The sequence below is a fragment of the Paraclostridium tenue genome (assembly GCF_039521565.1).
Taxonomy (GTDB): Bacteria; Bacillota; Clostridia; order Peptostreptococcales; family Peptostreptococcaceae; genus Paraclostridium; species Paraclostridium tenue.
This window is the reverse complement of sequence record NZ_BAAACP010000014.1, coordinates 1-21,263: the sequence shown is the minus strand read 5'-3', so window position 1 is coordinate 21,263 and position 21,263 is coordinate 1. Positions and strand designations below refer to the sequence as shown.

At 28.2% G+C, this 21,263-nt stretch carries 21 protein-coding genes, 1 rRNA gene and 1 other annotated feature; of the genes, 2 read left to right on the top strand and 20 right to left on the bottom strand.

Annotation, left to right across the window (positions count from 1 at the left end; translation table 11 throughout):
• Positions 1 to 13: 13 nt before the first annotated feature.
• From ABFX13_RS11150 to ABFX13_RS11105, 10 genes are all read right to left on the bottom strand, one after another.
• Entirely contained in the window at positions 14 to 808 is a 795-nt protein-coding gene (locus tag ABFX13_RS11150) for a hypothetical protein (RefSeq protein WP_346045968.1), read from the bottom strand.
• Positions 809 to 918: 110 nt separating this feature from the next.
• A complete protein-coding gene (locus ABFX13_RS11145) occupies positions 919 to 1,815 on the bottom strand; it encodes a cation diffusion facilitator family transporter (protein ID WP_346045966.1) in 897 nt (298 codons plus the stop codon).
• Positions 1,816 to 1,996: 181 nt separating this feature from the next.
• Entirely contained in the window at positions 1,997 to 3,112 is a 1,116-nt protein-coding gene (locus tag ABFX13_RS11140) for a M20/M25/M40 family metallo-hydrolase (protein ID WP_147547786.1), read from the bottom strand.
• 98 nt (positions 3,113 to 3,210) lie between these two features.
• Positions 3,211 to 4,371 (bottom strand): hypothetical protein, encoded by a 1,161-nt coding sequence (locus tag ABFX13_RS11135; RefSeq protein WP_346045963.1) that lies wholly within the window; start codon positions 4,369 to 4,371, stop codon positions 3,211 to 3,213.
• 68 nt (positions 4,372 to 4,439) lie between these two features.
• Positions 4,440 to 5,309, bottom strand: a complete 870-nt coding sequence (gene rsmA, locus ABFX13_RS11130) for a 16S rRNA (adenine(1518)-N(6)/adenine(1519)-N(6))-dimethyltransferase RsmA (protein WP_346045961.1) — start codon at positions 5,307 to 5,309, stop codon at positions 4,440 to 4,442.
• Between the two features lie 24 nt (positions 5,310 to 5,333).
• Positions 5,334 to 5,864, bottom strand: coding sequence for a ribonuclease M5 (rnmV, locus tag ABFX13_RS11125; RefSeq protein ID WP_147547792.1), 531 nt, complete (start codon positions 5,862 to 5,864; stop codon positions 5,334 to 5,336).
• 155 nt (positions 5,865 to 6,019) lie between these two features.
• Positions 6,020 to 6,790 carry a TatD family hydrolase gene (locus ABFX13_RS11120; RefSeq protein ID WP_187006788.1) on the bottom strand — a complete coding sequence of 257 codons (771 nt, stop codon included), beginning with the start codon at positions 6,788 to 6,790 and terminating at the stop codon, positions 6,020 to 6,022.
• A 12-nt stretch (positions 6,791 to 6,802) separates the two neighbouring features.
• Positions 6,803 to 8,737, bottom strand: a complete 1,935-nt coding sequence (metG, locus tag ABFX13_RS11115) for a methionine--tRNA ligase (protein WP_346045958.1) — start codon at positions 8,735 to 8,737, stop codon at positions 6,803 to 6,805.
• Positions 8,738 to 8,800: 63 nt separating this feature from the next.
• Positions 8,801 to 9,032: a binding site (T-box leader), on the bottom strand.
• Positions 9,033 to 9,213: 181 nt separating this feature from the next.
• Positions 9,214 to 9,738 (bottom strand): spore maturation protein, encoded by a 525-nt coding sequence (locus ABFX13_RS11110; protein WP_147547798.1) that lies wholly within the window; start codon positions 9,736 to 9,738, stop codon positions 9,214 to 9,216.
• Positions 9,738 to 10,295, bottom strand: coding sequence for a nucleoside recognition domain-containing protein (locus tag ABFX13_RS11105; protein WP_346045956.1), 558 nt, complete (start codon positions 10,293 to 10,295; stop codon positions 9,738 to 9,740). The genes ABFX13_RS11110 and ABFX13_RS11105 overlap by 1 nt, the downstream gene beginning before the upstream one ends.
• 148 nt (positions 10,296 to 10,443) lie before the next feature.
• Here ABFX13_RS11105 and ABFX13_RS11100 point away from each other — a divergent pair, with 148 nt between their 5' ends.
• Positions 10,444 to 11,874: a nicotinate phosphoribosyltransferase gene (locus tag ABFX13_RS11100; protein WP_346045954.1), complete on the top strand. Its 1,431-nt coding sequence runs from the start codon at positions 10,444 to 10,446 to the stop codon at positions 11,872 to 11,874.
• A 28-nt stretch (positions 11,875 to 11,902) separates the two neighbouring features.
• On the top strand, positions 11,903 to 12,331 hold the full coding sequence (locus ABFX13_RS11095) for an Lrp/AsnC family transcriptional regulator (protein WP_346045952.1): 429 nt from the start codon (positions 11,903 to 11,905) through the stop codon (positions 12,329 to 12,331).
• A gap of 38 nt (positions 12,332 to 12,369) precedes the next feature.
• Here the strand turns inward: ABFX13_RS11095 and ABFX13_RS11090 are convergent, their stop codons facing one another.
• From ABFX13_RS11090 to rrf, 10 genes are all read right to left on the bottom strand, one after another.
• The gene (locus ABFX13_RS11090; protein ID WP_346045950.1) at positions 12,370 to 13,068 is read right to left on the bottom strand and encodes a M15 family metallopeptidase; all 699 of its coding nucleotides are present in this window, start codon (positions 13,066 to 13,068) and stop codon (positions 12,370 to 12,372) included.
• Between the two features lie 160 nt (positions 13,069 to 13,228).
• Positions 13,229 to 14,419 carry a pyridoxal phosphate-dependent aminotransferase gene (locus ABFX13_RS11085; protein ID WP_346045948.1) on the bottom strand — a complete coding sequence of 397 codons (1,191 nt, stop codon included), beginning with the start codon at positions 14,417 to 14,419 and terminating at the stop codon, positions 13,229 to 13,231.
• 191 nt (positions 14,420 to 14,610) lie between these two features.
• The gene (locus ABFX13_RS11080; protein WP_346045946.1) at positions 14,611 to 15,309 is read right to left on the bottom strand and encodes an HD domain-containing protein; all 699 of its coding nucleotides are present in this window, start codon (positions 15,307 to 15,309) and stop codon (positions 14,611 to 14,613) included.
• Positions 15,310 to 15,326: 17 nt separating this feature from the next.
• Positions 15,327 to 16,160: a 16S rRNA (cytidine(1402)-2'-O)-methyltransferase gene (gene rsmI, locus ABFX13_RS11075; RefSeq protein WP_346045943.1), complete on the bottom strand. Its 834-nt coding sequence runs from the start codon at positions 16,158 to 16,160 to the stop codon at positions 15,327 to 15,329.
• Positions 16,161 to 16,913 carry a tRNA1(Val) (adenine(37)-N6)-methyltransferase gene (locus tag ABFX13_RS11070; RefSeq protein ID WP_346045941.1) on the bottom strand — a complete coding sequence of 251 codons (753 nt, stop codon included), beginning with the start codon at positions 16,911 to 16,913 and terminating at the stop codon, positions 16,161 to 16,163.
• A 61-nt stretch (positions 16,914 to 16,974) separates the two neighbouring features.
• On the bottom strand, positions 16,975 to 17,859 hold the full coding sequence (locus tag ABFX13_RS11065) for a PSP1 domain-containing protein (protein WP_346045939.1): 885 nt from the start codon (positions 17,857 to 17,859) through the stop codon (positions 16,975 to 16,977).
• Positions 17,856 to 18,791 (bottom strand): DNA polymerase III subunit, encoded by a 936-nt coding sequence (locus ABFX13_RS11060; protein ID WP_346045937.1) that lies wholly within the window; start codon positions 18,789 to 18,791, stop codon positions 17,856 to 17,858. The genes ABFX13_RS11065 and ABFX13_RS11060 overlap by 4 nt, the downstream gene beginning before the upstream one ends.
• A 2-nt stretch (positions 18,792 to 18,793) precedes the next feature.
• On the bottom strand, positions 18,794 to 19,483 hold the full coding sequence (locus tag ABFX13_RS11055) for a dTMP kinase (RefSeq protein WP_346045935.1): 690 nt from the start codon (positions 19,481 to 19,483) through the stop codon (positions 18,794 to 18,796).
• Positions 19,484 to 19,553: 70 nt separating this feature from the next.
• Positions 19,554 to 20,978 carry an aminotransferase class I/II-fold pyridoxal phosphate-dependent enzyme gene (locus ABFX13_RS11050; protein ID WP_346045933.1) on the bottom strand — a complete coding sequence of 475 codons (1,425 nt, stop codon included), beginning with the start codon at positions 20,976 to 20,978 and terminating at the stop codon, positions 19,554 to 19,556.
• A 196-nt stretch (positions 20,979 to 21,174) separates the two neighbouring features.
• Positions 21,175 to 21,263, bottom strand: a 5S ribosomal RNA gene (gene rrf, locus ABFX13_RS11045); the annotation flags it as partial.

Sequence of the window (21,263 nt, the reverse complement as noted above, 5' to 3'; positions counted from 1 at the left end):
ATTATAGTAATAACTATTTCTTTTCAATTTTAAATACATCATCTCTTAAATAATTAAATAATCCATTATGAACTTCATAATACGCTGTTGCTTTATCAGAAGTTACTTTTACATAGTCATCTCCCATGGTTTCAAGAGTTATAGAATATCCATCTCCTTTTATCTTTACTGTAAAGTTGTATGGACTTCTTTCTTTACTTTTTTCTGGCTGTATCTTTCCAACTAGTCTTTTTACAGATATACTATATGCTAAATCATCATAATTCCATCTCCATGGTTTTTTAACTTCATCTCCGTATATAATTTCGATACTATCCCATGTTTTGTATTTTTTTACAGAATCTATAGATGTGTATATACTTTCTTGTAATAATTTATCAAATATCTTTTTTTCTGATACAGGTATTTTATAAAATTCTTCTTTATTTACTGTAAATATTCTAAAATAATCTAAATCAGTAGAAAATCTAATGCCATTATCTACATAGCCTTCATATTTGCTTTCATAGTTACTTGGCTTTCTTACTTCTTTAAATTTAGTAGAGAAAAATTTTATCTGATTCCAGTATTCTTGTTCTACTCTCACATCTTGTAAATTTTTATCTGACATATAAACTGTGTCAGTTGTTTTCATCTGAGCTAGTAATGACCTTGAATCTTCTTGCGTGTCTTTATTTTCCACTTTAACAGGCTGATCACTTGCCTGCTTTTTCGAAAAGTAAATATATGTAGCTGTATATACTATAAAGAATCCAATTATTCCTACAAGAATTAAAATCCTTTTTTTAATCTTTCTTTTCTTTGCCATAAAAGCCCCCCCTATATAATTAACGATTTTATTATACTATAAAATATGCAAACTAAAAAGCACTACAATCGAATCATAGTGCTATTTTTATAAAATTTCATATTATTTTATTATTTTTTACAGGAATTTCCTGGGCAATTTATACAAGGTTCTACATGGACTGTTATACCTTTTACAAATTGCATCTCTTTTATTATACGTTTTTCTAACTTAGTTGCTATCTCATGACCTTCATAAACAGTTAAATTCTTATTTACACATATAGTTAAATCTACATATGCAGTAGCTCCATGTTTTCTTGTTCTTATTTCTCCTAAGTTAATTACTCCATCTGTATTTTCTGCTATGTTTACTATCTGTTTTTCTTGATCCTCATCTATTGAATAATCCATTAATTCATTAGCTGAATCTTTTAATATATCAAATCCTACTTTAGCTACGAATAAAGCTACGGCTATAGATGCAATTGGATCTAATGCTTTAAAACCTAGTAAAGCTCCTCCTATACCTATAAATGCCGCAATAGATGAAAGTGCATCAGATCTATGATGCCAAGCATCAGCCTTTAATGATGGTGAGTTTATTTTATTAGCTACTTTTATAGTTATTCTATATTGATATTCTTTTATAGCTATAGAAATAATAGATACTACTAATGGTAGTAATGTAGGTACTTGAACTCTATCTAGGTTAAAAAGTGATTTAAGTGCATTAAATCCGATTTTTAATGATACAACTATTAATAATATAGATAATAAAAACGATACTAATGTTTCTGCTTTTTCATGTCCATAATTATGTTCTTTATCATTTGGTGCTTTTGCAACTTTATTACCAATTAAAACTCCTACTGAACTTATTATATCAGATGCTGAATGTAATCCATCCGCTACCATAGCATTAGATTTTCCAACAATACCTGAAAATATTTTTATAAATGTTAATACTACATTCCAAATTATAGATTGTATTGTTACCTTATTGGCTTCATCATATCTTGTTTCCACGATATTACCTCCTAATATATATACTTTATTTTTTTATCCATTTTTATTCTTTCTTAAACTTATATTAAATTTTAACTTCAATAAATTATAATTTTAATTCAATATTAATTATCATTTATCTTAAAAATGAAAAATCACCCAACGAATGTTGGGCGATTCTTTTATTATATCATATATTTAATTATGCTTCTTTAATTATTTCTAATACAGCTCTTGAAGAATTTATTATATCTTCTATTGCTATATACTCTTCTAATGTATGAGCATTTTTCATTCCTATTCCTAAGTTAACAGCTTTTAATCCGTTTCCATTTAATACGTTAGTATCACTTCCACCACCTGTTGAAGCAGTATATCCTTCTATTCCTATGTTAGAGAATGCTTTTTTAGCTAACTCTACTATCTCAGCATCATCAGCTATTTTAAATGGTGCATAAGCTCTAGTTACTTTAGCAGTTACTTCTGCTCCCATAGCTTCTCCTGCTTTTTTGAACTCTTCTACCATATGATTAGTTTGAGCATCTAATTTTGATTCCTCTAAACTTCTAGCTTCTGCAACTATTTCAAGCTCAGGCATAACTATGTTTGTAGCTATTCCACCTTTAACTATACCTATATTTGCAGTAGTTTCTTCATCTATTCTAAGTAATTTCATATTCTCTATAGCTTTAGAAGCTACCATTATAGCACTTACTCCATTTTCTGGTTGTAATCCTGCATGTGCTGGCTTACCTTTTATAGTTACCTCTATTTTATCTTGTGCTGGAGCTTTTGTTATTATTTCTCCTGGAGATCCACCACTATCTAAAACGAAAGCATAATCTGCATTTATTTTAGAATAGTCTAAGTATTGAGCTCCAAATAATCCGCCTTCTTCCCATATAGAGAATACTACTTCTATATCAGCATGATCTAAGTTGTTTTCTTTTATTATTCTTAAAGCTTCTAATATAGCTGCTATACCAGCTTTATCATCAGAACCTAAAACTGTAGTTCCATCACTTGTTATTATTCCTTTTGCTTCATCTATTATAGGTTTTATTCCTTCTCCTGGGCTAACTGTATCCATGTGAGAACTGAATAATACTGTTTTACCTTCTCTGTTTCCTTTTAATTTAGCTATTACGTTTCCTGTTTCTCCACCAGCTTTAACACCAGCTTCGTCTATACAAACTTCACATCCTATAGCTTCTAGTTTTTTTACTAGTACTTTAGCTACGTTACCTTCTTTAGATGAAGGACTATCTATTTTTACTAATTCTATGAATTCATCGATTAATCTTTGTTTATTTATCATATTCAATTCTCCTCCTAGTTTGTATTACATACATATATTGTAAATTATTCCATAATTTTTTTCAATAGAAAACGATATTATCAGACTTCTCACACAATTTACTTTAAAATTTTTCTAGTTCTAGAGTCAACAAAACAAATCCAATAGCCAAGCTTATCACTTCTATCATCACATGGTTTATACATATTAAATCCTGTATGACCTTGATCTGGTTGCTCATTTTTATTTCCTGGAATAGCATACATATAATGTTTACGCTTGTTGTATTCATCATATTGAACTCCAAATAAGTAATGTCTATATCTATATGATTGTAAAACTATGTCACTATACATAGTATAATTTAGAGTATTTATATAACCTAAGTAAGGCATAGTATATCCGCACATTGTCATAGGTGTTATCTCTATTTTCCACCATCTAGTATTTTCTATAGTATCTCTTGCAAACGGCTTAACTTCTTTAAACATTTTTAATCCTTTTTTTATCTGTCTAGGCATTAATAAATTTCTAGCTGTATTTACTTGGGCTTCTTCATAATTTATGTCCTCATCAATTTGCTTTATCTCTTCACTTACTTTTTCACTACGTTTTAAATTCTCTTCAATTACAGGTTTAGTATTATTAGTTTTAGTTGATTTATTTCTTTGATTTTTTTGTTTAGGAGATGATACGTACTCTATTTCTTCATTATCTTCTTCATTTTCATAATTATAATCTGTATCTACTTCATTATCATCTGGTTCTATTTCTACATATTCTAAATACTCATATTCATACTCACAATCTTCTCCATCTTCAACTTCTACGTATTCAACTTCCTCATATACATATTCTTCGTCATCTTCTAATTCTTCATATTCCATATATTCTTCATCTGATGTAAATATTATTTCTTCATAATTATCAATTTTACTTCCCTTAAATCCAATTAATGGTATGTTTTTTTCAGATACCAAAGCCACAGCTTTTATGTTAGTATTGTTTTCATCTAAATTTAATGCAAATTCCCCTTTACCTTGTTCACTCAATACTATACGCCCTAAATCTAAAGTGTTGTAATCTTCTAGTATAGCTACCACTTTATATCCATCTCTAATATACTTAAGATTTTCTACATAAAGTGCTACCAAAGATTTTTCTTCTGTAACTTCAATTTTTGCAAATGCCTTTGGCAATACTCTATCTTTATATCTAAAGTTCATGTCTTTAGCTTCTAGAATTATATAATCTCTTTTATACTTCTTTTTAGTACTCAAAGCTATCCCCCCTATAAAATATAAGTCCCTCTAAACATTATATGTTTGGACATGCAAAAAAGTACCTTCTATTTAGAAGGTACTTTTTTATTAACACAGTTTGAAAGATTTGCAAACTCTTCTATTGTAAGAGTTTCTCCTCTTCTTTTTTCATCTATATTAGCTTCACTTAAAACTTCTCTTATTTCATCTTTATTTAAAAATCCTAATGTCCCTAATGCATTTAGTAAAGTTTTTCTTCTTTGCCCAAATGCAGCTTTAACAGTTTTAAAGAATATATCTTCATTATCTACATTGTATTTTCTTTCTTCTCTTACATGAAGTCCAATTACTGTAGAATCAACATTTGGTTGTGGTATAAACATATGTCTTGGAGCTTTTGCTACTGTTTCTGTATTACAGTAATATTGAACAGCTACTGATAATGCTCCATAATCTTTAGTTCCAGGATTTGCATTCATTCTATCAGCAACTTCCTTTTGAACCATAACAACTATATCTGTTACTGGTATATCTTCTTCTAAGAATTTCATAACTATAGGAGTTGTTATATAGTATGGAAGATTTGCTACTAACTTAACTGGTCCTCCACTTAACTTCTCTTTTACTAACTCTTCTACATTAACTTTTAATATATCTTGATTTACGACCTCTATATTATCAAATTCATCTAGAGTATCTTTAAGTATTGGTATTAATGTTTTATCAATTTCTATAGCTACAACCTTATCTGCAACTTTACCCATCTCACGAGTAAGTGTACCTATACCAGGACCTACCTCTATTATTTTATCTCCTTTTGAAAGTCTTGCTCCATCTAATATTCTATCTATTACATTGTCATCTATTAAAAAGTTTTGTCCTAATGATTTAGAAAACTTAAATCCATGCTTATCTACTACTTCTTTAGTTTTTCTATGTGACGAAAGTCTATCCATATTTTATCTCCTTTATTTATATTATTATAAAGTTTCTAAAGCTTTTTCAAACTCTTCTCTACTAACTCCATAATTATTTAATCTATTTAAAAATTGTTTTGCATTTCCGTAACCTATACCTAATATCATTCCTAACTTATCTCTTCTGTGAGATGCATCATCATTTCCTATAAGTCCATTTCTTATTAAATCTACTTGTCCGAATTCATCTCTTTTATCAGTACTTTCTGTTCTTACTTTCTCAAGTGCTTTTCTTATACTTTCTGGAGTAGCATTCTCTATACCTATATCTCCATTTTTCTTTGCTTCTTCTCTTGGTAAAAATGCATGTTTACATCCAGGAACTTCTGCAGCTATTTTTTTTCTTATTTTTTCACCTGCAAAGTCTGGATCTGTAAAGATTATAACTCCTCTTCTTTCTTGTGCTGATTTTATTCTTTCCATAACTCCCTTAGGAAATCCAAACCCACCTGTAGTTATAAGTTCAGCATCCACTGCTCTTTTTACAGCCGTTACATCATCTCTTCCTTCTACTACTATTATTTCCTTTATCATCTAATCACCTTTTTCGTTCATTTTACTTAATATCTTTATATTTTAAGCTTTATACTAAATTTTATCAAGGCTACAAATTCGGTTATAGCTAAAATAAATGTCTATTTCGCAAAATAGGGGCTTATCTCTATTTTGAGATAGCCCCATTATTTATGTTACTTTATATTGAAAAATCTCTTTGCATTTTCTTTTGTAGCTTTACAAACTTGTTCATAGGAAATTCCTTTTTCTTGAGCTATTTTATCAGCTACAAATTGAACTAAAGAAGGATCATTTCTTTTTCCTCTATGTGGCTCTGGAGCCATATATGGAGAATCAGTTTCTATAAGTAAATACTCAAGTGGTATTTCCTTAGCTACTTCTCTAGTTTTTTTATTATTTTTAAATGTTACTGTACCTGGTATAGATATATAACAACCCATTTTTACATACTCTTTAGCTAGTTCTACATTTCCACTATAGCAGTGAAGCACACATCCTATTTCAGGACTTTTAGTGTTTTTTATTATTTCAAATGTATCGCCATGAGCATCTCTATCATGAATTATTATAGGTAATTTTAGTTCATTAGCTAATTCTATTTGTCTTTTAAACCATTTTTTTTGAATTTCTCTAGGAGAGTTGTCATAGTAATAATCTAATCCTATTTCTCCTATAGCTTTTACTTTTTCATTTTCTAATGCAAGTTTTCTTAAAGTTTCTATATCCTCTTCAGTCATTTCACCTACATCGTGAGGATGAACTCCAACTGCTGCATATATAAAATCATATTTATTAGCTAAATCTACACTACTTTTAGAAGTTTCTATACAAGCTCCAGGATTTAGTACTAAGTCTACACCTTTAGCTTTTAGTGAATTAATTAATTCTTCTCTATCTTCATCAAATCTTTCATCATTTAAATGTGCATGTGAGTCAAATAACATTTCGTCATCTCCTTATCTAACTTCGCAACCGTCTTTAGCACCTTCTGTTAATGGTAATACTAAATCATCACCGTCATCACCTGCAGCTAATATCATACCTTGAGATTCAACACCTCTTAGTTTTACAGGTTTTAAGTTACATACAACTGTAACTTCTTTTCCTATTAAATCTTCTGGCTTATACCACTTAGCTATTCCAGATACTATTTGTCTTGTTTCTGGTCCTATCTTAACTTGTGATACTAATAGTCTATCTGCTTTAGGATGCTTTTCACATTTTACTATTTTACCTATTCTAAGCTCTATCTTATCTAAATCATCTATAGATATTTCAGGCTTATGCTCTAATGGAGCTTCTTGTTCTTCTTTCTTTTCAGCAAATAATTCTTGTAATTCTTCTACTTCTTTTTCTATATCTAATCTTGGGAATAATGCATTTCCTTTTTCAACTTTTGTATTTTCTTTTATTAATCCAAAAGTTTTAGTACTTTCCCAAGTCATTAAGTTTTCATCTGTTATACCTAATTGAGCATATATTTTCTTAGCAGTATCGTTCATCATTGGATTTATAAGAGTAGCTACTATTCTTATAGATTCACATAAGTTATATAAAACTGCATCTAACTCATCTTTCTTAGCTTCATCTTTAGCTAACGCCCAAGGCATAGTTTCATCTATATACTTGTTAGTTCTTCTTATTAACTTCCAAGCTGATTCTAATGCTTCATTAAATTGTAACTTATTCATTTCTATTTCAAAGTTCTCTACTGAAGTTTTAGCAGTTTCTTTTAAACTAGCATCAAATTCAGTACTTACTTTTGGCATTGGTATTATTCCATCATTGTATTTTTCAACCATGGAAACAGTTCTACTTACTAAGTTTCCTAAATCATTTGCTAAGTCTGAATTAAGTCTTGTTACAAAGTTTCTATGAGTATAGTTACCATCTTGACCGAATGCAAATTCTCTTAATAAGAAGTATTTAAGAGCATCAACTCCATATCTTTCTATCATTTGCTCTGGGTAAACTATATTTCCTTTTGATTTACTCATTTTATCATTATCAAATAATATCCATCCATGTCCATATACTTGTGTAGGCATTTCTTCACCTAAAGCCATAAGTATAGCTGGCCATATTATTGTATGGAATCTCATTATTTCTTTACCAACTATATGAACATTTGCTGGCCAGTATTTTTTAAACTCAGAATCATCTTCACTCATGTATCCTAATGCTGTTATATAGTTACATAAAGCATCTACCCAAACATATATAACGTGTTTCTCATCGAAAGGAACTTTTATTCCCCAGTCAAATGTAGTTCTAGTTACACATAAATCTTCTAATCCTTTATCTAAGAAGTTTGCAACCATTTCATTCTTTCTAGATACTGGGAAACAGAAGTTTGAATCAGCAAATAATTCTCTTAATTTATCTTCATATTTTGATAATTTAAAGAAGTATGCTTCCTCTTTAGCTATATAAGTATCTCTTCCACAGTCAGGACATTTATTTCCTTCTAATAATTGAGATTCTGTCCAGAAACTCTCACATGGAGTACAATATCTTCCTTCATAAGAACCTTTGTATATATCACCTTGTTCATATAACTTAGTAAATATTTTTTGTATTATAAATTCATGTCTTTCTTGAGTTGTTCTTATGAAATCATCATAAGATATATCCATAGTCTTCCATAGTTTTTGTATGTCAGCTATCATTCCATCAAGATACTCTATTTCTGTCATTCCTTTTTCTTTAGCAGTTTTTTGTATCTTTTCTCCGTGTTCGTCAGTTCCTGTTAAAAACTTTACATCATATCCACAGAAACGCTTAAATCTTGCTATAGCATCTGCTGCAACAGTTGTATAAGTATGTCCTATATGTAGGTTACCACTTGGGTAATATATAGGAGTTGTAACGTAAAAAGTAGGTTTTGTCATATATATTTCCTCCTCAAATTTATGTTTTCTCTATAAATAAAAAACTCGCCACCTATGTAATATCATAGGGGCGAGGTTATATTCGCGGTACCACCCTAATTATCTATAATTATTTTATAGATATCTTAGAAGACGTTAACGAGTCTAACCGTTCTATCTTAAAAATAGACTTAGTCTATTATTCGGATAAAATAGCTCCAAGACCATATTCAGTAATTCTTTTAACACTAGCTTTCACCTACCCTAGCTCTCTGTAGAAAAAATTGTTACTTACTCATCTTTTCATAGCTTAATTGTTTATATAATTTACATAAATATTATGTTTTATTCACCATTTTTGTGAATATTTTTATATTAACTTATTAAGCTTAATTTTATTAAATTTACTACATTATGTCAATCTTATTTTGCTATATTACTTGCTTTTATATAACTTTATAAAAGAATTATTTAATTTTTATATTCTTAAAATAATTTTAACTAAATAATATGTAACATATAAATACAGCAGCTACTACTCCCGCAATATGACTAATCATAGAACAAGTTAAAGTATGTCTAGTATTTTTAATTTTTAAACTTCCAAAGTATATTGCCATAGTATAAAATATGGTTTCTGAAGCACCTACTATAGTTGCCCCCATCTTTTCAATTATTGTACCCATTCCAACCCTAGTTGCAAGTTCATTATACATACCTAAAGCTCCACTTCCTGATAATGGCTTTATAACTATAAGACCTATTAACTCTTTAGGTATGCTAAGTAAATCAGTTATAGGTTTAAATATAAATTCCAACATATCTATACCTTTTCCACTTTTAAATATCCCTATTGCTAAAAATATTCCGATTATGTACGGTAATATACCCCAGGTAGCTTTTAAGCCATCAATTGCACCTTTGACAAAGCTATCATATATATCTACACCTTTTATTTTTCCATGAACTACTATAATTAAAATTATTACAGGTATTATTGAGTTAGAAAATATATTTAACATCATCTATACCTCCCTTTTTGAAACACTTTACAAGTTGTAATAGCAACTACTGTAGAAATAAGTGTTGCAAATAAAGTAGTAGGTATTATTTCACTTGGATTAGCAGCGCCTCCATCTAATCTTAGTTTTATCATAGTAAATGGAATAATCTGTATAGAAGAAATATTTATTACTAAAAACATAATCATATCGTTTGTAGCTGTGTCTTTTTTATTATTTAGTGTTTGCAATTCATTCATAGCTTTAAGTCCAAAAGCAGTTGCTCCATTTCCAGCACCTAACATATTTAAAACTATATTCATTACTATATATGACATAGCTTTATGCCCTTTAGGTACAGATGGAAATAATTTTTTTAAAATTGGATATAACATATCACCTATTTTATTTATCAATCCAGAATCTTTTGCTATATTCATAATCCCCATCCACAAAGCCATTATTCCAGCTAAGCTAACTGCAAATTCAATCCCTCTAGATGCTTCACTTAATATTACATCATTTAATTGACCTAAATTATTAGTGAATATGCTTCCAACTATCCCAATAAATATCATCCAAAACCATATCTTTGTTATATAAATCCCCCCTCTTATCAATTTTATGATATTAAGTTATGAGATTATACTTGAAACTTATTCTATATTATGATTAAGTATAATTATCTAATTTATTTATATTTTTAGGGTAATAAGGAGATATATAATGAAAAATTTAACACTTCTTACTGATTTATATCAACTCACTATGATTAATGGATATTTTGAGAATAATGTCCATAATGATATTGTTGTATTTGATATGTTCTTTAGGAAAAACGCTTGCAAAGGTGGGTATACTATAGTTTGTGGTATAGATCAACTTGTTGAATACATAAATAACCTTAATTTTTCAGATAGCGATTTAGACTATCTTAGGAGTTTAAACTTATTCTCAGAAAAATTTTTAAACTTCTTAAAAGACTTTAAATTTACGGGAGATATTTATGCAGTTCCTGAGGGTACTGTTATGTTTCCAAATGAACCTATAATAAGGATAAAAGCGCCTCTTTATCAAGCTCAACTTATTGAAACTGCGCTACTTACAATTATTAATTTTCAATCATTAATTGCTACTAAAGCTTCTAGAGTTTGTTTTGCAGCTAAAGATGATTCTGTGTTAGAATTTGGTCTAAGACGTGCTCAAGGTCCTGATGCTGGTATTTATGGTGCAAGAGCGGCTATAATTGGGGGATGTAGCGCTACTGCAAATGTACTTGCGGGGAAAATGTTTAATATACCTATAGTAGGAACTCACGCCCACAGTTGGGTACAAAAATTTGATTCGGAATTAGAAGCTTTTGAAGCTTATGCTAATATTTATCCAGATAAATGTCTTTTATTAGTAGATACTTATGATGTTTTAAATAGTGGTGTACCTAATGCTATAAAAGTGTTTAAAGATTTAAGAAAAAAAGGATTTGAACCAATGGGTATAAGACTCGATTCAGGAGATTTAGATTATTTATCTAAAGAATGTAAAAAACTATTAGATGCAGAAGGTTTTGATAATGTAAAAATAACAGCATCTAATGATTTAGATGAACATACTATTTCTGAATTAAAATCTTCAGGTTCTCCTATTAATTCCTGGGGAGTTGGAACAAAATTAATAACATCATCTGATTCACCTTCACTTGGAGGAGTTTATAAACTTGTTGCTTCATATAAAGACGGTAGTTTTGAACCTAAAATTAAAATTTCTGAAGATCCAGAAAAAATAACTAACCCAGGATATAAAAAAGTGGTTAGAATATATAATACACAAGGAAAAGCTGAAGCTGATTTAGTAATGCTTGAAAATGAAGTTATAGATACAACTGAGCCTCTTACTATATTCCATCCAGTATATACTTGGAAAAAGAAAATATTTAAAAACTATACAATTAGAGAATTATTACAACCTTTATTTATTGAAGGAAAATGTACTTATAAACATAGATCTGTATTAGAAATAAAAGAATATACTAAAAATGAATTAAATACTTTATGGAGAGAATATAAAAGATTAATATATCCTCAAACTTATAAAGTTGACTTATCAGAAAAACTTTGGAACCTAAAAAATTCCATGTTAAATACTAAAAAAAATATTTAAATCAGTATAAATTAAAGGGGGTCCAAACATGGATATAACAGACTACAAAATTATAGAAATATTGCAAGAAGATGGTAGAATTTCTATGAAAGATTTAGGTAAAATAGTTGGTTTAACTTCCCCAGCTGTATCTGAAAGAGTTAAAAGACTTGAAGAGTCTGGAATTATACAAGGTTATAAAGCTATAGTAAATCCAGATAAGTTAGGTAGAGTAATTAAATCTTTTATAAATATATCTTTACCTAGTGAAAATTACAGCAATTTCATAGAATATGCTAAGGATGATAATCGTATTGTAGAATGTCATCATATAACTGGTGAAGACTGTTTACTTTTAAAAGTAATAGTTAAAGATATGTATGAACTTGAGAAAGTCATTGATAAAATAAAACAAGTAGGTAGAACTAAAACATCAGTTATCTTATCAACAATAATAGAGTCTAAATCAATATTGTAAAATCAATTAAAATAAAAAGGATGCTAAAAGCATCCTTTTTATTTTAATCCCAAATATTCTTCTAGGGTTAAATTATTCATATTAAAATGTTGACTATCTTTTTTTCCTATATATCTATAATGCCATGATTCATACATATATCCTGTGATATCTTCTTTTCCTTCAGGATATCTAAGTATAAAACCATATTTATATGCATTTTCATACAACCATTTAGCTTGTGGTGTATTATCAAACCATGGACCTATTGGTCTTGATGTATTGCCTGTAGTTATATCTAATACTAATCCAGTTTGATGTTCACTAAATCCAGGTCTAGCAGAGTATCTATCTGCTTCTGCTTTTCCATCTTTTTTCACATAATTATTATATAACTGTACTTGAGTATTATAACTTCTATAACCGCTTCTAATATTTATTATAATCCCATCTTTTTTTGCTGCTGCTTTCATTTCCTTAAAAGCTTTCATTGCTTCTGTGTCCTCTCGCCCGCTTTCAGGAGCATAGTCTTTAGGAAGTCCATAATCTTTATTTACTACTAATATACCATCTATATATAAAGGTTTTTCTCCTTCTACATAATCACTTATATTGTGCTTTGGTTTTTCTTCTTTAACTTCATGAACTTGTGTTTTTTGTTCATCTGCATAAGTATCTTTTTCTTTAGATGCTATCAAGCTATAAATCTGAAATACAAATACTGCAATAGCTATAGCAATTACTCCTTTTTTCAACATATCTTCCCCCATATTTCAATTTCTAAACAATATAAATAATTATACTTTATAATTACATTTACTTCTACTAAATTATTTATTTTGTCATTTTATGTAACTTATTTAAATTATGACTTATAATATAAAAAGGGTATCTCAATTTTGAGATACCCTTTTTATATTATAAAGCTATAGCTTTTTCTATTCTATCTAATCCTTCTTTTATATTATCTAATGAAGTTGCATAAGAAAGTCTTATGTAGTTATCATTTCCAAATCCTATTCCTGGTACAACTGCTACTTTTGCATCATCTAATAAGTAATCTGCAAAATCTATTGAATTATTTATAACTTTTCCATTTATAGTTTTACCTATTAATTTGCTTATGTTTACCATTACGTAGAAAGCTCCTTGTGGCTTTAAGCAAGATAAGTTTTCTATAGAATTTATCTTTTCAACCATAAAATCTCTTCTTTCTTTAAATGCTTTAATCATTTCATTTAAAGTTTCTTCTGGACCATTAAGTGCTTCTATAGTTGCATATTGAGCTATAGTATTAGGATTTGATGTAGCATGACTTTGGAAATTAGACATAGCCTTAGCTATTTCCTTATTACATGCAGTGTATCCTATTCTCCATCCCGTCATAGCATAAGCTTTTGCTACTCCATTTACTACTATAGTTAAATCTTTTATGTCTTCATTGAATGAAGCTATACTTGTATGAGTTCCTTCATATAATAATTTTTCATATATTTCATCTGATATTATATATATATTATGTTTAACAGCTAAATCAGCTATTGATCTTAAATCATCTTCTTTATAAGCAGTACCTGTTGGGTTATTTGGTGTATTTAATATTATAGCTTTAGTTTTATCTGTTATAGCAGCTTCTAAAGCTTCAATAGTATATTTAAACTCAGCTTCTTCTGGACACTCAACAAATACAGGGTTTGCATCTACAAGTCTAACTAATTCTGGATAGCTTACCCAATATGGATTAGGTACTATTACTTCATCCCCTGGACTACATATTGCTGATAAAGTATTAAATAAAGAATGTTTAGCTCCATTTGATACAACTATTTGATCTTGTGTATATTCTAATTTGTTATCTCTTTTTAATTTATCACATATAGCTTTTTTTAAACTTTCCATTCCTGAAGCTGCTGTATATCCTATGCTTTCATTTTCTATAGCATTTATTGCTGCATCTCTTATATGCTTAGGAGTTCTAAAATCTGGTTCCCCAGCCCCAAATCCTATTATGTCTATCCCCTGAGCCTTTAAACTCTTAGCTTTGGCAGTTATAGCTAAAGTTACTGATGGCTGAATCGACTTTAATTTATTTGATATGTTTTTTCTCATGTTTTATCCTCCCCCAAATTTAAGTCACCTTTTGTAAAATCGTTTTCCATGAAATTATTAATTAAACCTTTGCTTCCCAAAGGCTTTAAATATAAATACAATAAAAGTGTATTAACCTTAAATTGTTAATACACTCTTATAATATACAAATTTCTTAAAATTGTCTATATTTAAATTTTAAAAAATTTTACTTAAATTCTATTATATCTATATAAGTAATTTGTTATTCCATAAGTCATATATGATTTTATAACTCCAGTGTCTTCATTAGGTCTTATTAGCTTTCTAGTAGACACTATATCAGCATAGCCTATAAGAAAAATATCTATACTCTCATTTTTTAATATGTCAAATACATTAAATAAATCATCTTTACCCATACTATTATTTTTATAAAACTCAAGTAATGTCATATGGTATCTTACATATTTATATAAGATATTTATATTTTTTTCACTTAACCTTAAATTTTTACCTATTTCAAAAATTTCATTTGCACCTATAACTTCATGTTTTTTAAAGTGAACTCTACCATTATCATCAATAGTTTGAGCTAATGGTTTCCCCATATCGTGCAAAAATATACCTAATTTTATAAGTTCTTTTTTCCTAATTCCATCATCTAATTTTTCATTTAAATTTTCAAATACTTTAGATCTTATATGTGTATCGAAAAATGATTCTTCTTGTATTATTTCTTCTAAAAGTTCTAATGCTAGTATTGAATGTTCAAAACAATTTATAACGTGAAATTTACATTCACCAACAGTTTTCATCTTCGATATAATAGGAAGTACTTGTTCTAATTCACCTAATTTATCCATATCTCTTAGATGATTACAACTATTTTCACTTTTTATACAATCCATTAGCTTCTTAACTAATGTCATGTTTTATCACCTCTATTTTATAAATCTAAAACTTGTTTATATACTATATCTTTTTTAAGTTTTCTTTCTTTACATACAACTTTAATTGCATCTTTTTTAGTTGTGCCCTCTTCCATAAGCTTTATTACATATTCTCTATCATTTAGATTATCATATTCACAAGTTTTTTCTATTTCACCCTTAAATCCTTCAACTATAAGTACAAATTCACCTTTTACTTCTCTTTCATTGAATATATCTATACATCCCTGTATATCATTTCTTATTACTTCTTGATACTTCTTAGTTAATTCTCTATTTATAGCAATATTTCTGTTTCCTAATATTTTAAGCATATCTTTTAATGTATCTTTTAATCTGTGTGGTGATTCATAAAATATTATAGTTCTTTTTTCATGTTTTAGTTCTTCTAATTGTTCTCTTCTTCTTTTTTTGTCTCTATCTAAAAATCCTTCAAATGCAAATTTACCTGTTTCAAGACCTGAACCTATTAAAGCTGTTATTGAAGCTGTAGCTCCAGGTAAAACAACTACTTCTACATCATTTTCTATAGCTTGTTTTATTATTTCCTCTCCTGGATCTGATATACCAGGCATTCCTGCATCACTTATTAATGCTATATTTTCTCCACTTAATAATTTATTTATTAGATATTCACCTTTATTATCCTTGTTGTGTTCATGATAACTTGTTAGTGGCTTAGATATCTCAAAATGATTTAAAAGTTTAATACTATGTCTAGTATCTTCTGCTGCTATTAAATCAACTTCATTTAACACTCTTAAAGTCCTATATGTTATATCTTCTAAGTTTCCTATTGGAGTTCCACATACATATAATTTTCCACTCATTTACTTCTCTCCTATATCCTCATTTGCGTATATATCATTGATTGCTTTAGTGTATTGCCCATCTTCATCATAAACATATAGTGGGTCTAATATTTTTAAATCCGGTCTTCCACCTTTAGTAAATTGAACTAACATTATATTAGGAGCTTTTCCTTGTTTTGGGTGTATAAATTGAATTTGTTTAGGTTCTAATTTATATTTTCTTGCCAATGTTATTATTTCTATTAGTCTTGTTGGTCTATGAATCATATAAAATTTTCCTAAGTCTTTTAGTAATCTAGATGAAGATCTTATTACATCTTCTAAGTTGCATTTAACTTCATGTCTAGATATAGCTTTTTTATCATTAGGATTTTTAATTCCGTTATCATGCATATATGGAGGATTTGAAGTAACTACATCAAATTTATTAACTTCTAAAGTTTCATCTATAGTTCTTATATCTCCATTAACTATCTTTACTCTATCTTGTAAATCATTTAATAATACAGATCTTGTTGCCATCTCATATACTTCTTCTTGTATTTCAACACCTATTATTTCTTTAGCTTCACTTTTTCCAGCTATAAGTATTGGTATTATACCTGTTCCTGTTCCTAAATCTACAACACTAGCTCCTCTTTTTACCTTTGCAAAGTTAGCAAGTAATACAGCATCTACTCCAAAACAAAAACCTGTTGTATCTTGTATTAACCTCAGTCCTTTTAATTGAATATCATCTATTCTTTCCGTGTCTTTTATCTTTACGTCCATAAATTTACTCCTTGCTATAAAAAATCTATAATTTAAAGGGTAGGAATTATCCTACCCCATATTAATCTTCTAGTTTTCTTAACTCTCTTAGAGTTTCTGCATCAAGTTTTTCATCTCTTGAACCACAGCCTCCACACTTTCTTGCTTCTTGTAAAACCTTTATATCTTCTACTTCGTATAATTTGATATTTTTATCTTGTAATTCTACCTTAGCTTGTTCTAAAAGTGGATTAATTTCTATTACTTTACCTTTTCCATCTGGAACTTGAACTACTGATCCTACTGTAGGCATTTTTTCTAATGCTTCACTATATACATCATGTTCATATTTTAAACAACAGAATAATCTACCGCATATACCCGAAATTTTAGTTGGATTAAGTGATAAATTTTGGTCTTTAGCCATTTTTATAGAAACAGGTTGGAAGTCTCCTAACCACGAAGAACAACATAAGCTTCTTCCACATGGCCCTAATCCTCCTATAGATTTAGCTTCATCTCTTACACCTATTTGTCTTAATTCTATTCTTGTCTTAAATATAGATGCTAAATCTTTTACAAGCTCTCTAAAATCTATTCTTCCTTCTGCTGTAAAGTAGAATATTAACTTATTTCTATCAAATGTATACTCACAATCTATAAGAAACATTGTTAAATTATGTTCTTTTATTTTTTGTTGACATACTTCAAAAGTTTCTTTTGCCTTTTCTTTATTCTCTAAATATATCTTAGTATCTTCCTCAGTCGCTATTCTAACGATAGGCTTTAAAGGTGATACAAGTTCACTTTCATCTAATTCTTTAGGTCCTACAACAACCTTACCGTATTCTAATCCCCTTGCAGTTTCTACAACTACATCTATAGTTTTCTCTATTTCAAAATCTACAGGATCAAAATAATATATTTTCCCTGCACTTTTGAATCTAACACCCACTATTCTTATCATTTAATCACCTCATATATATTTAAAGCCATTACTTGTACACTCAAATTAAAGTTACAATTGCTTCTTAACTTTTTCTTAGTCTCCTCTATTATATCAATAATCTTAGATACTTGAGAATAGTTAATTTTTTTACTCATATTTTGCAAATACGTTATTTTATCTATATTTATAATCATATCTTTATCTATATTTTCTTTTAACATCATTATATCCCTAAAATAATTTATAGTTATATCTAAAACTTCTATTATATTATCTTTATATTTATCATATTTATTAGGAAGCTCTAATACTTCTACTACATTTTTTTCTAACATTATTTGTATATTATTTTGGATATCTTCTCTCATAATCATAAAGTCTGATGACTCAGATAACTCCAATGCTTTACTAATACTTCCTCTTGAAAAAGTTGATAACATACTAGATTTTTTTTCATCTATACCTCTATCTTCTAAATACCTTTTTAATTCCACCAGTGGTATTGGTAAAAACTTGACTATATCACATCTAGATTTTATTGTATCTAGTAAAGAATTTTTATTATTAGTTATAAGTATTATTATTACATATATAGGAGGTTCTTCTAATGTTTTTAATAATGCATTTTGTGACTCTATAGTCATTTTTTCTGCATTATTTATTACATAGATTTTATAATCACCATGTGGTTTTATTATTACATCTGTTTGCAAATTTCTTATTTGAGCAATTTTTATACTTGCACCTTGAGGTTCTATATTTATATAGTCTGGGCTATTTTCAATATGTTCTGTTTTAAGTAAGTACTTTGCAAACTCTTTTGCAAATGTACTTTTTCCAACTCCATCTATTCCCTCAAATAAATATGCATGATTTATCTTATCTTTTTTAATAGAATTTGATAAATATTTTTTTGCAAAACTCTGACCTATAATTTTATCAAAATACATATTTACTTCTCCATAGAATCTATAGTTTCTTTAACTATTTTGTATATTTCTTCATGAATACTGTCTATACTTCTTAAATTTTCATTTTCTATACAGTTAATTTTCTTCCAATCATACTTATCCGCTATATATAAAGCATTATTATAAGATCTAGTTAAATACTCTATATCACCTTCATGTATATCTTTTTTATCATCACCTGTAAATTTATTTTTTCTATTTTCCATAAGTCTTTTACTAAACTCTATAGGAACATCTAAAAATACTACACAATCTGGTTTTGGTATTTTATATAAATTAAACTCATAATCAAATAACCAATTAATAAATTTATCTCTTTCATTTTCATCCATTTTAGATGCTTGATGAACCATATTAGATGTAGTGTATCTATCCGCTATTATAATTCCACCTTCATTATAAAACGACTCCCATTCAGTTTTAAAAGATGCATATCTATCTGCTGCAAAAAAGGTAGATGCTACATACGCATCAACATCGTCAGCATTTTTTCCAAAATCTCCATTCAAATACATTTTTACTAAAGCAGATGATTCTGATTTATAATTTGGATATTCCACTTTTTTTACATTATATCCATCTTCAATTAATTTATTATATAATTTTTTAGTTTGAGTAGCCTTTCCACTAGCATCTGAGCCACTCTCTATAATTATTAACTTACCTTTCATATTTTACACCTATCACTATATAAGCAAATTTATTAAAACTATATATCCTTGCTTAAAAGTTAATTCCTTTCTACTTAGTTTGCTTTATGTCTATAGTTTGAATATATTCAAGATTAGAATCTTTAACTCCGCTAACATTCATACCTTTTTCTCTACATTCTATAATATATTCAATAACTTCTTCCGTAATCTCTTCTCCAGGAGATACTAAACTAATACCAGGTGGATATGGAATAATATATTCACCAGCTATTTTGCCTATACTATCATTTATTTTAACATTTTTTTTATCAGTGTAAAATGCCTCTCTTGGAGTTAATATTTTTTTAGGCATATTCAATGGATAATATATATTTCTTAATGTAGATTCATCTTTATACTTTTTATCAATCTCATATAAAGCCTCTTTTAATTTAGAAAAATCTTCTTTTGTATTTCCTATAGTCGATATAAGTAAAACTCCATAATAATTAGCTAACTCAACTTGTATTTTATATTTTTCTCTTAAAATTTTTTCTAAATCATATCCTGTTATTCCTAATTTTTTTGTGTTTAAAAATATCTTAGTTTTATCGTCAGATTCATCTGTTGAAATATATTTAAGTTTATAAATATCATTTTTAAATTCTGATATATTTCCAAGTAACTCCTCCATCAAATCTTTTCCTTTATTTAAGTAAATATTTACAGCAATCTCTAGAGATGCCATAAGTAAATAAGATGGACTTGATGATTGTGTTATTCTAAGCATATTAGATAATCTATTCTCATCTATTCTATTACCCTTAATATGGATCATAGATGACTGTGTAAATGCTGGCAATGTCTTATGTGTACTTTGTATTACTAAATCTGCACCTTGACTCAATGCAGTATCTGGTAGTTTATCACTTAATCCTAAATGAGCTCCATGAGCTTCATCTACTACTACAATCATATCTTTACTATGAGCATACTCGCAAATGCTTTTTAGGTCACATATATTTCCAAAATAAGTTGGATACGTCAAGAATAATGCTTTTGCATCCAAGTTACTATCTATAACAGTCTTTACATGTTCAAATTTAACTCCATTTAAAGTATTACTATGATCATTTATATTTGCTTTTATATATACAGGGTTTATATCTCCAACAATACATGCATTTATAGCTGATTGGTGACATTCTCTATTCATTATAATCTTTTCTTTAGGCTTTGTTACAGCCATTATAGCTGCCTCAATTCCACAAGTTGATCCATTTATCAAATAATATGTTTTATCGCTTTTAAATGTCTCTGATGCTATTTTAAGTGATTCCATTATACATTCTTCAGGTGAATGTAAATTATCTGTTCCAGGTACTTCTGTTGTATCTAGTTTATATAAATTTTTAAACAAATCTCCATATCCTAATTTATCATAAATATTCCCTTTTTTATGACCTGGAACATGAAATGATATTATGTTTTCATCAACTAAATTTCTTAACGAATTTATAATAGGTGTTTCCATCTTTATAGCTTTAGGTAAATATTACACTAAAGCTCCTCCTTTCAATAATACACTTTATTATACAAATAAAAGCCACTTATTAAAGTGACTTTTACATTAAAATTTTATTAAGTTATATTCTTATATTTATTTTACACTTCATTCTTTAAAATACAAGTTAGTTTATTAAATTTATTATAACAAAATAAAAAAGATTACGCGGCTACGTCCTACTCTCCCAGGCAGCTTCCCACCAAGTACCATCGGCGCTAAAGAGCTTAACTTCTGTGTTCGGAATGGGAACAG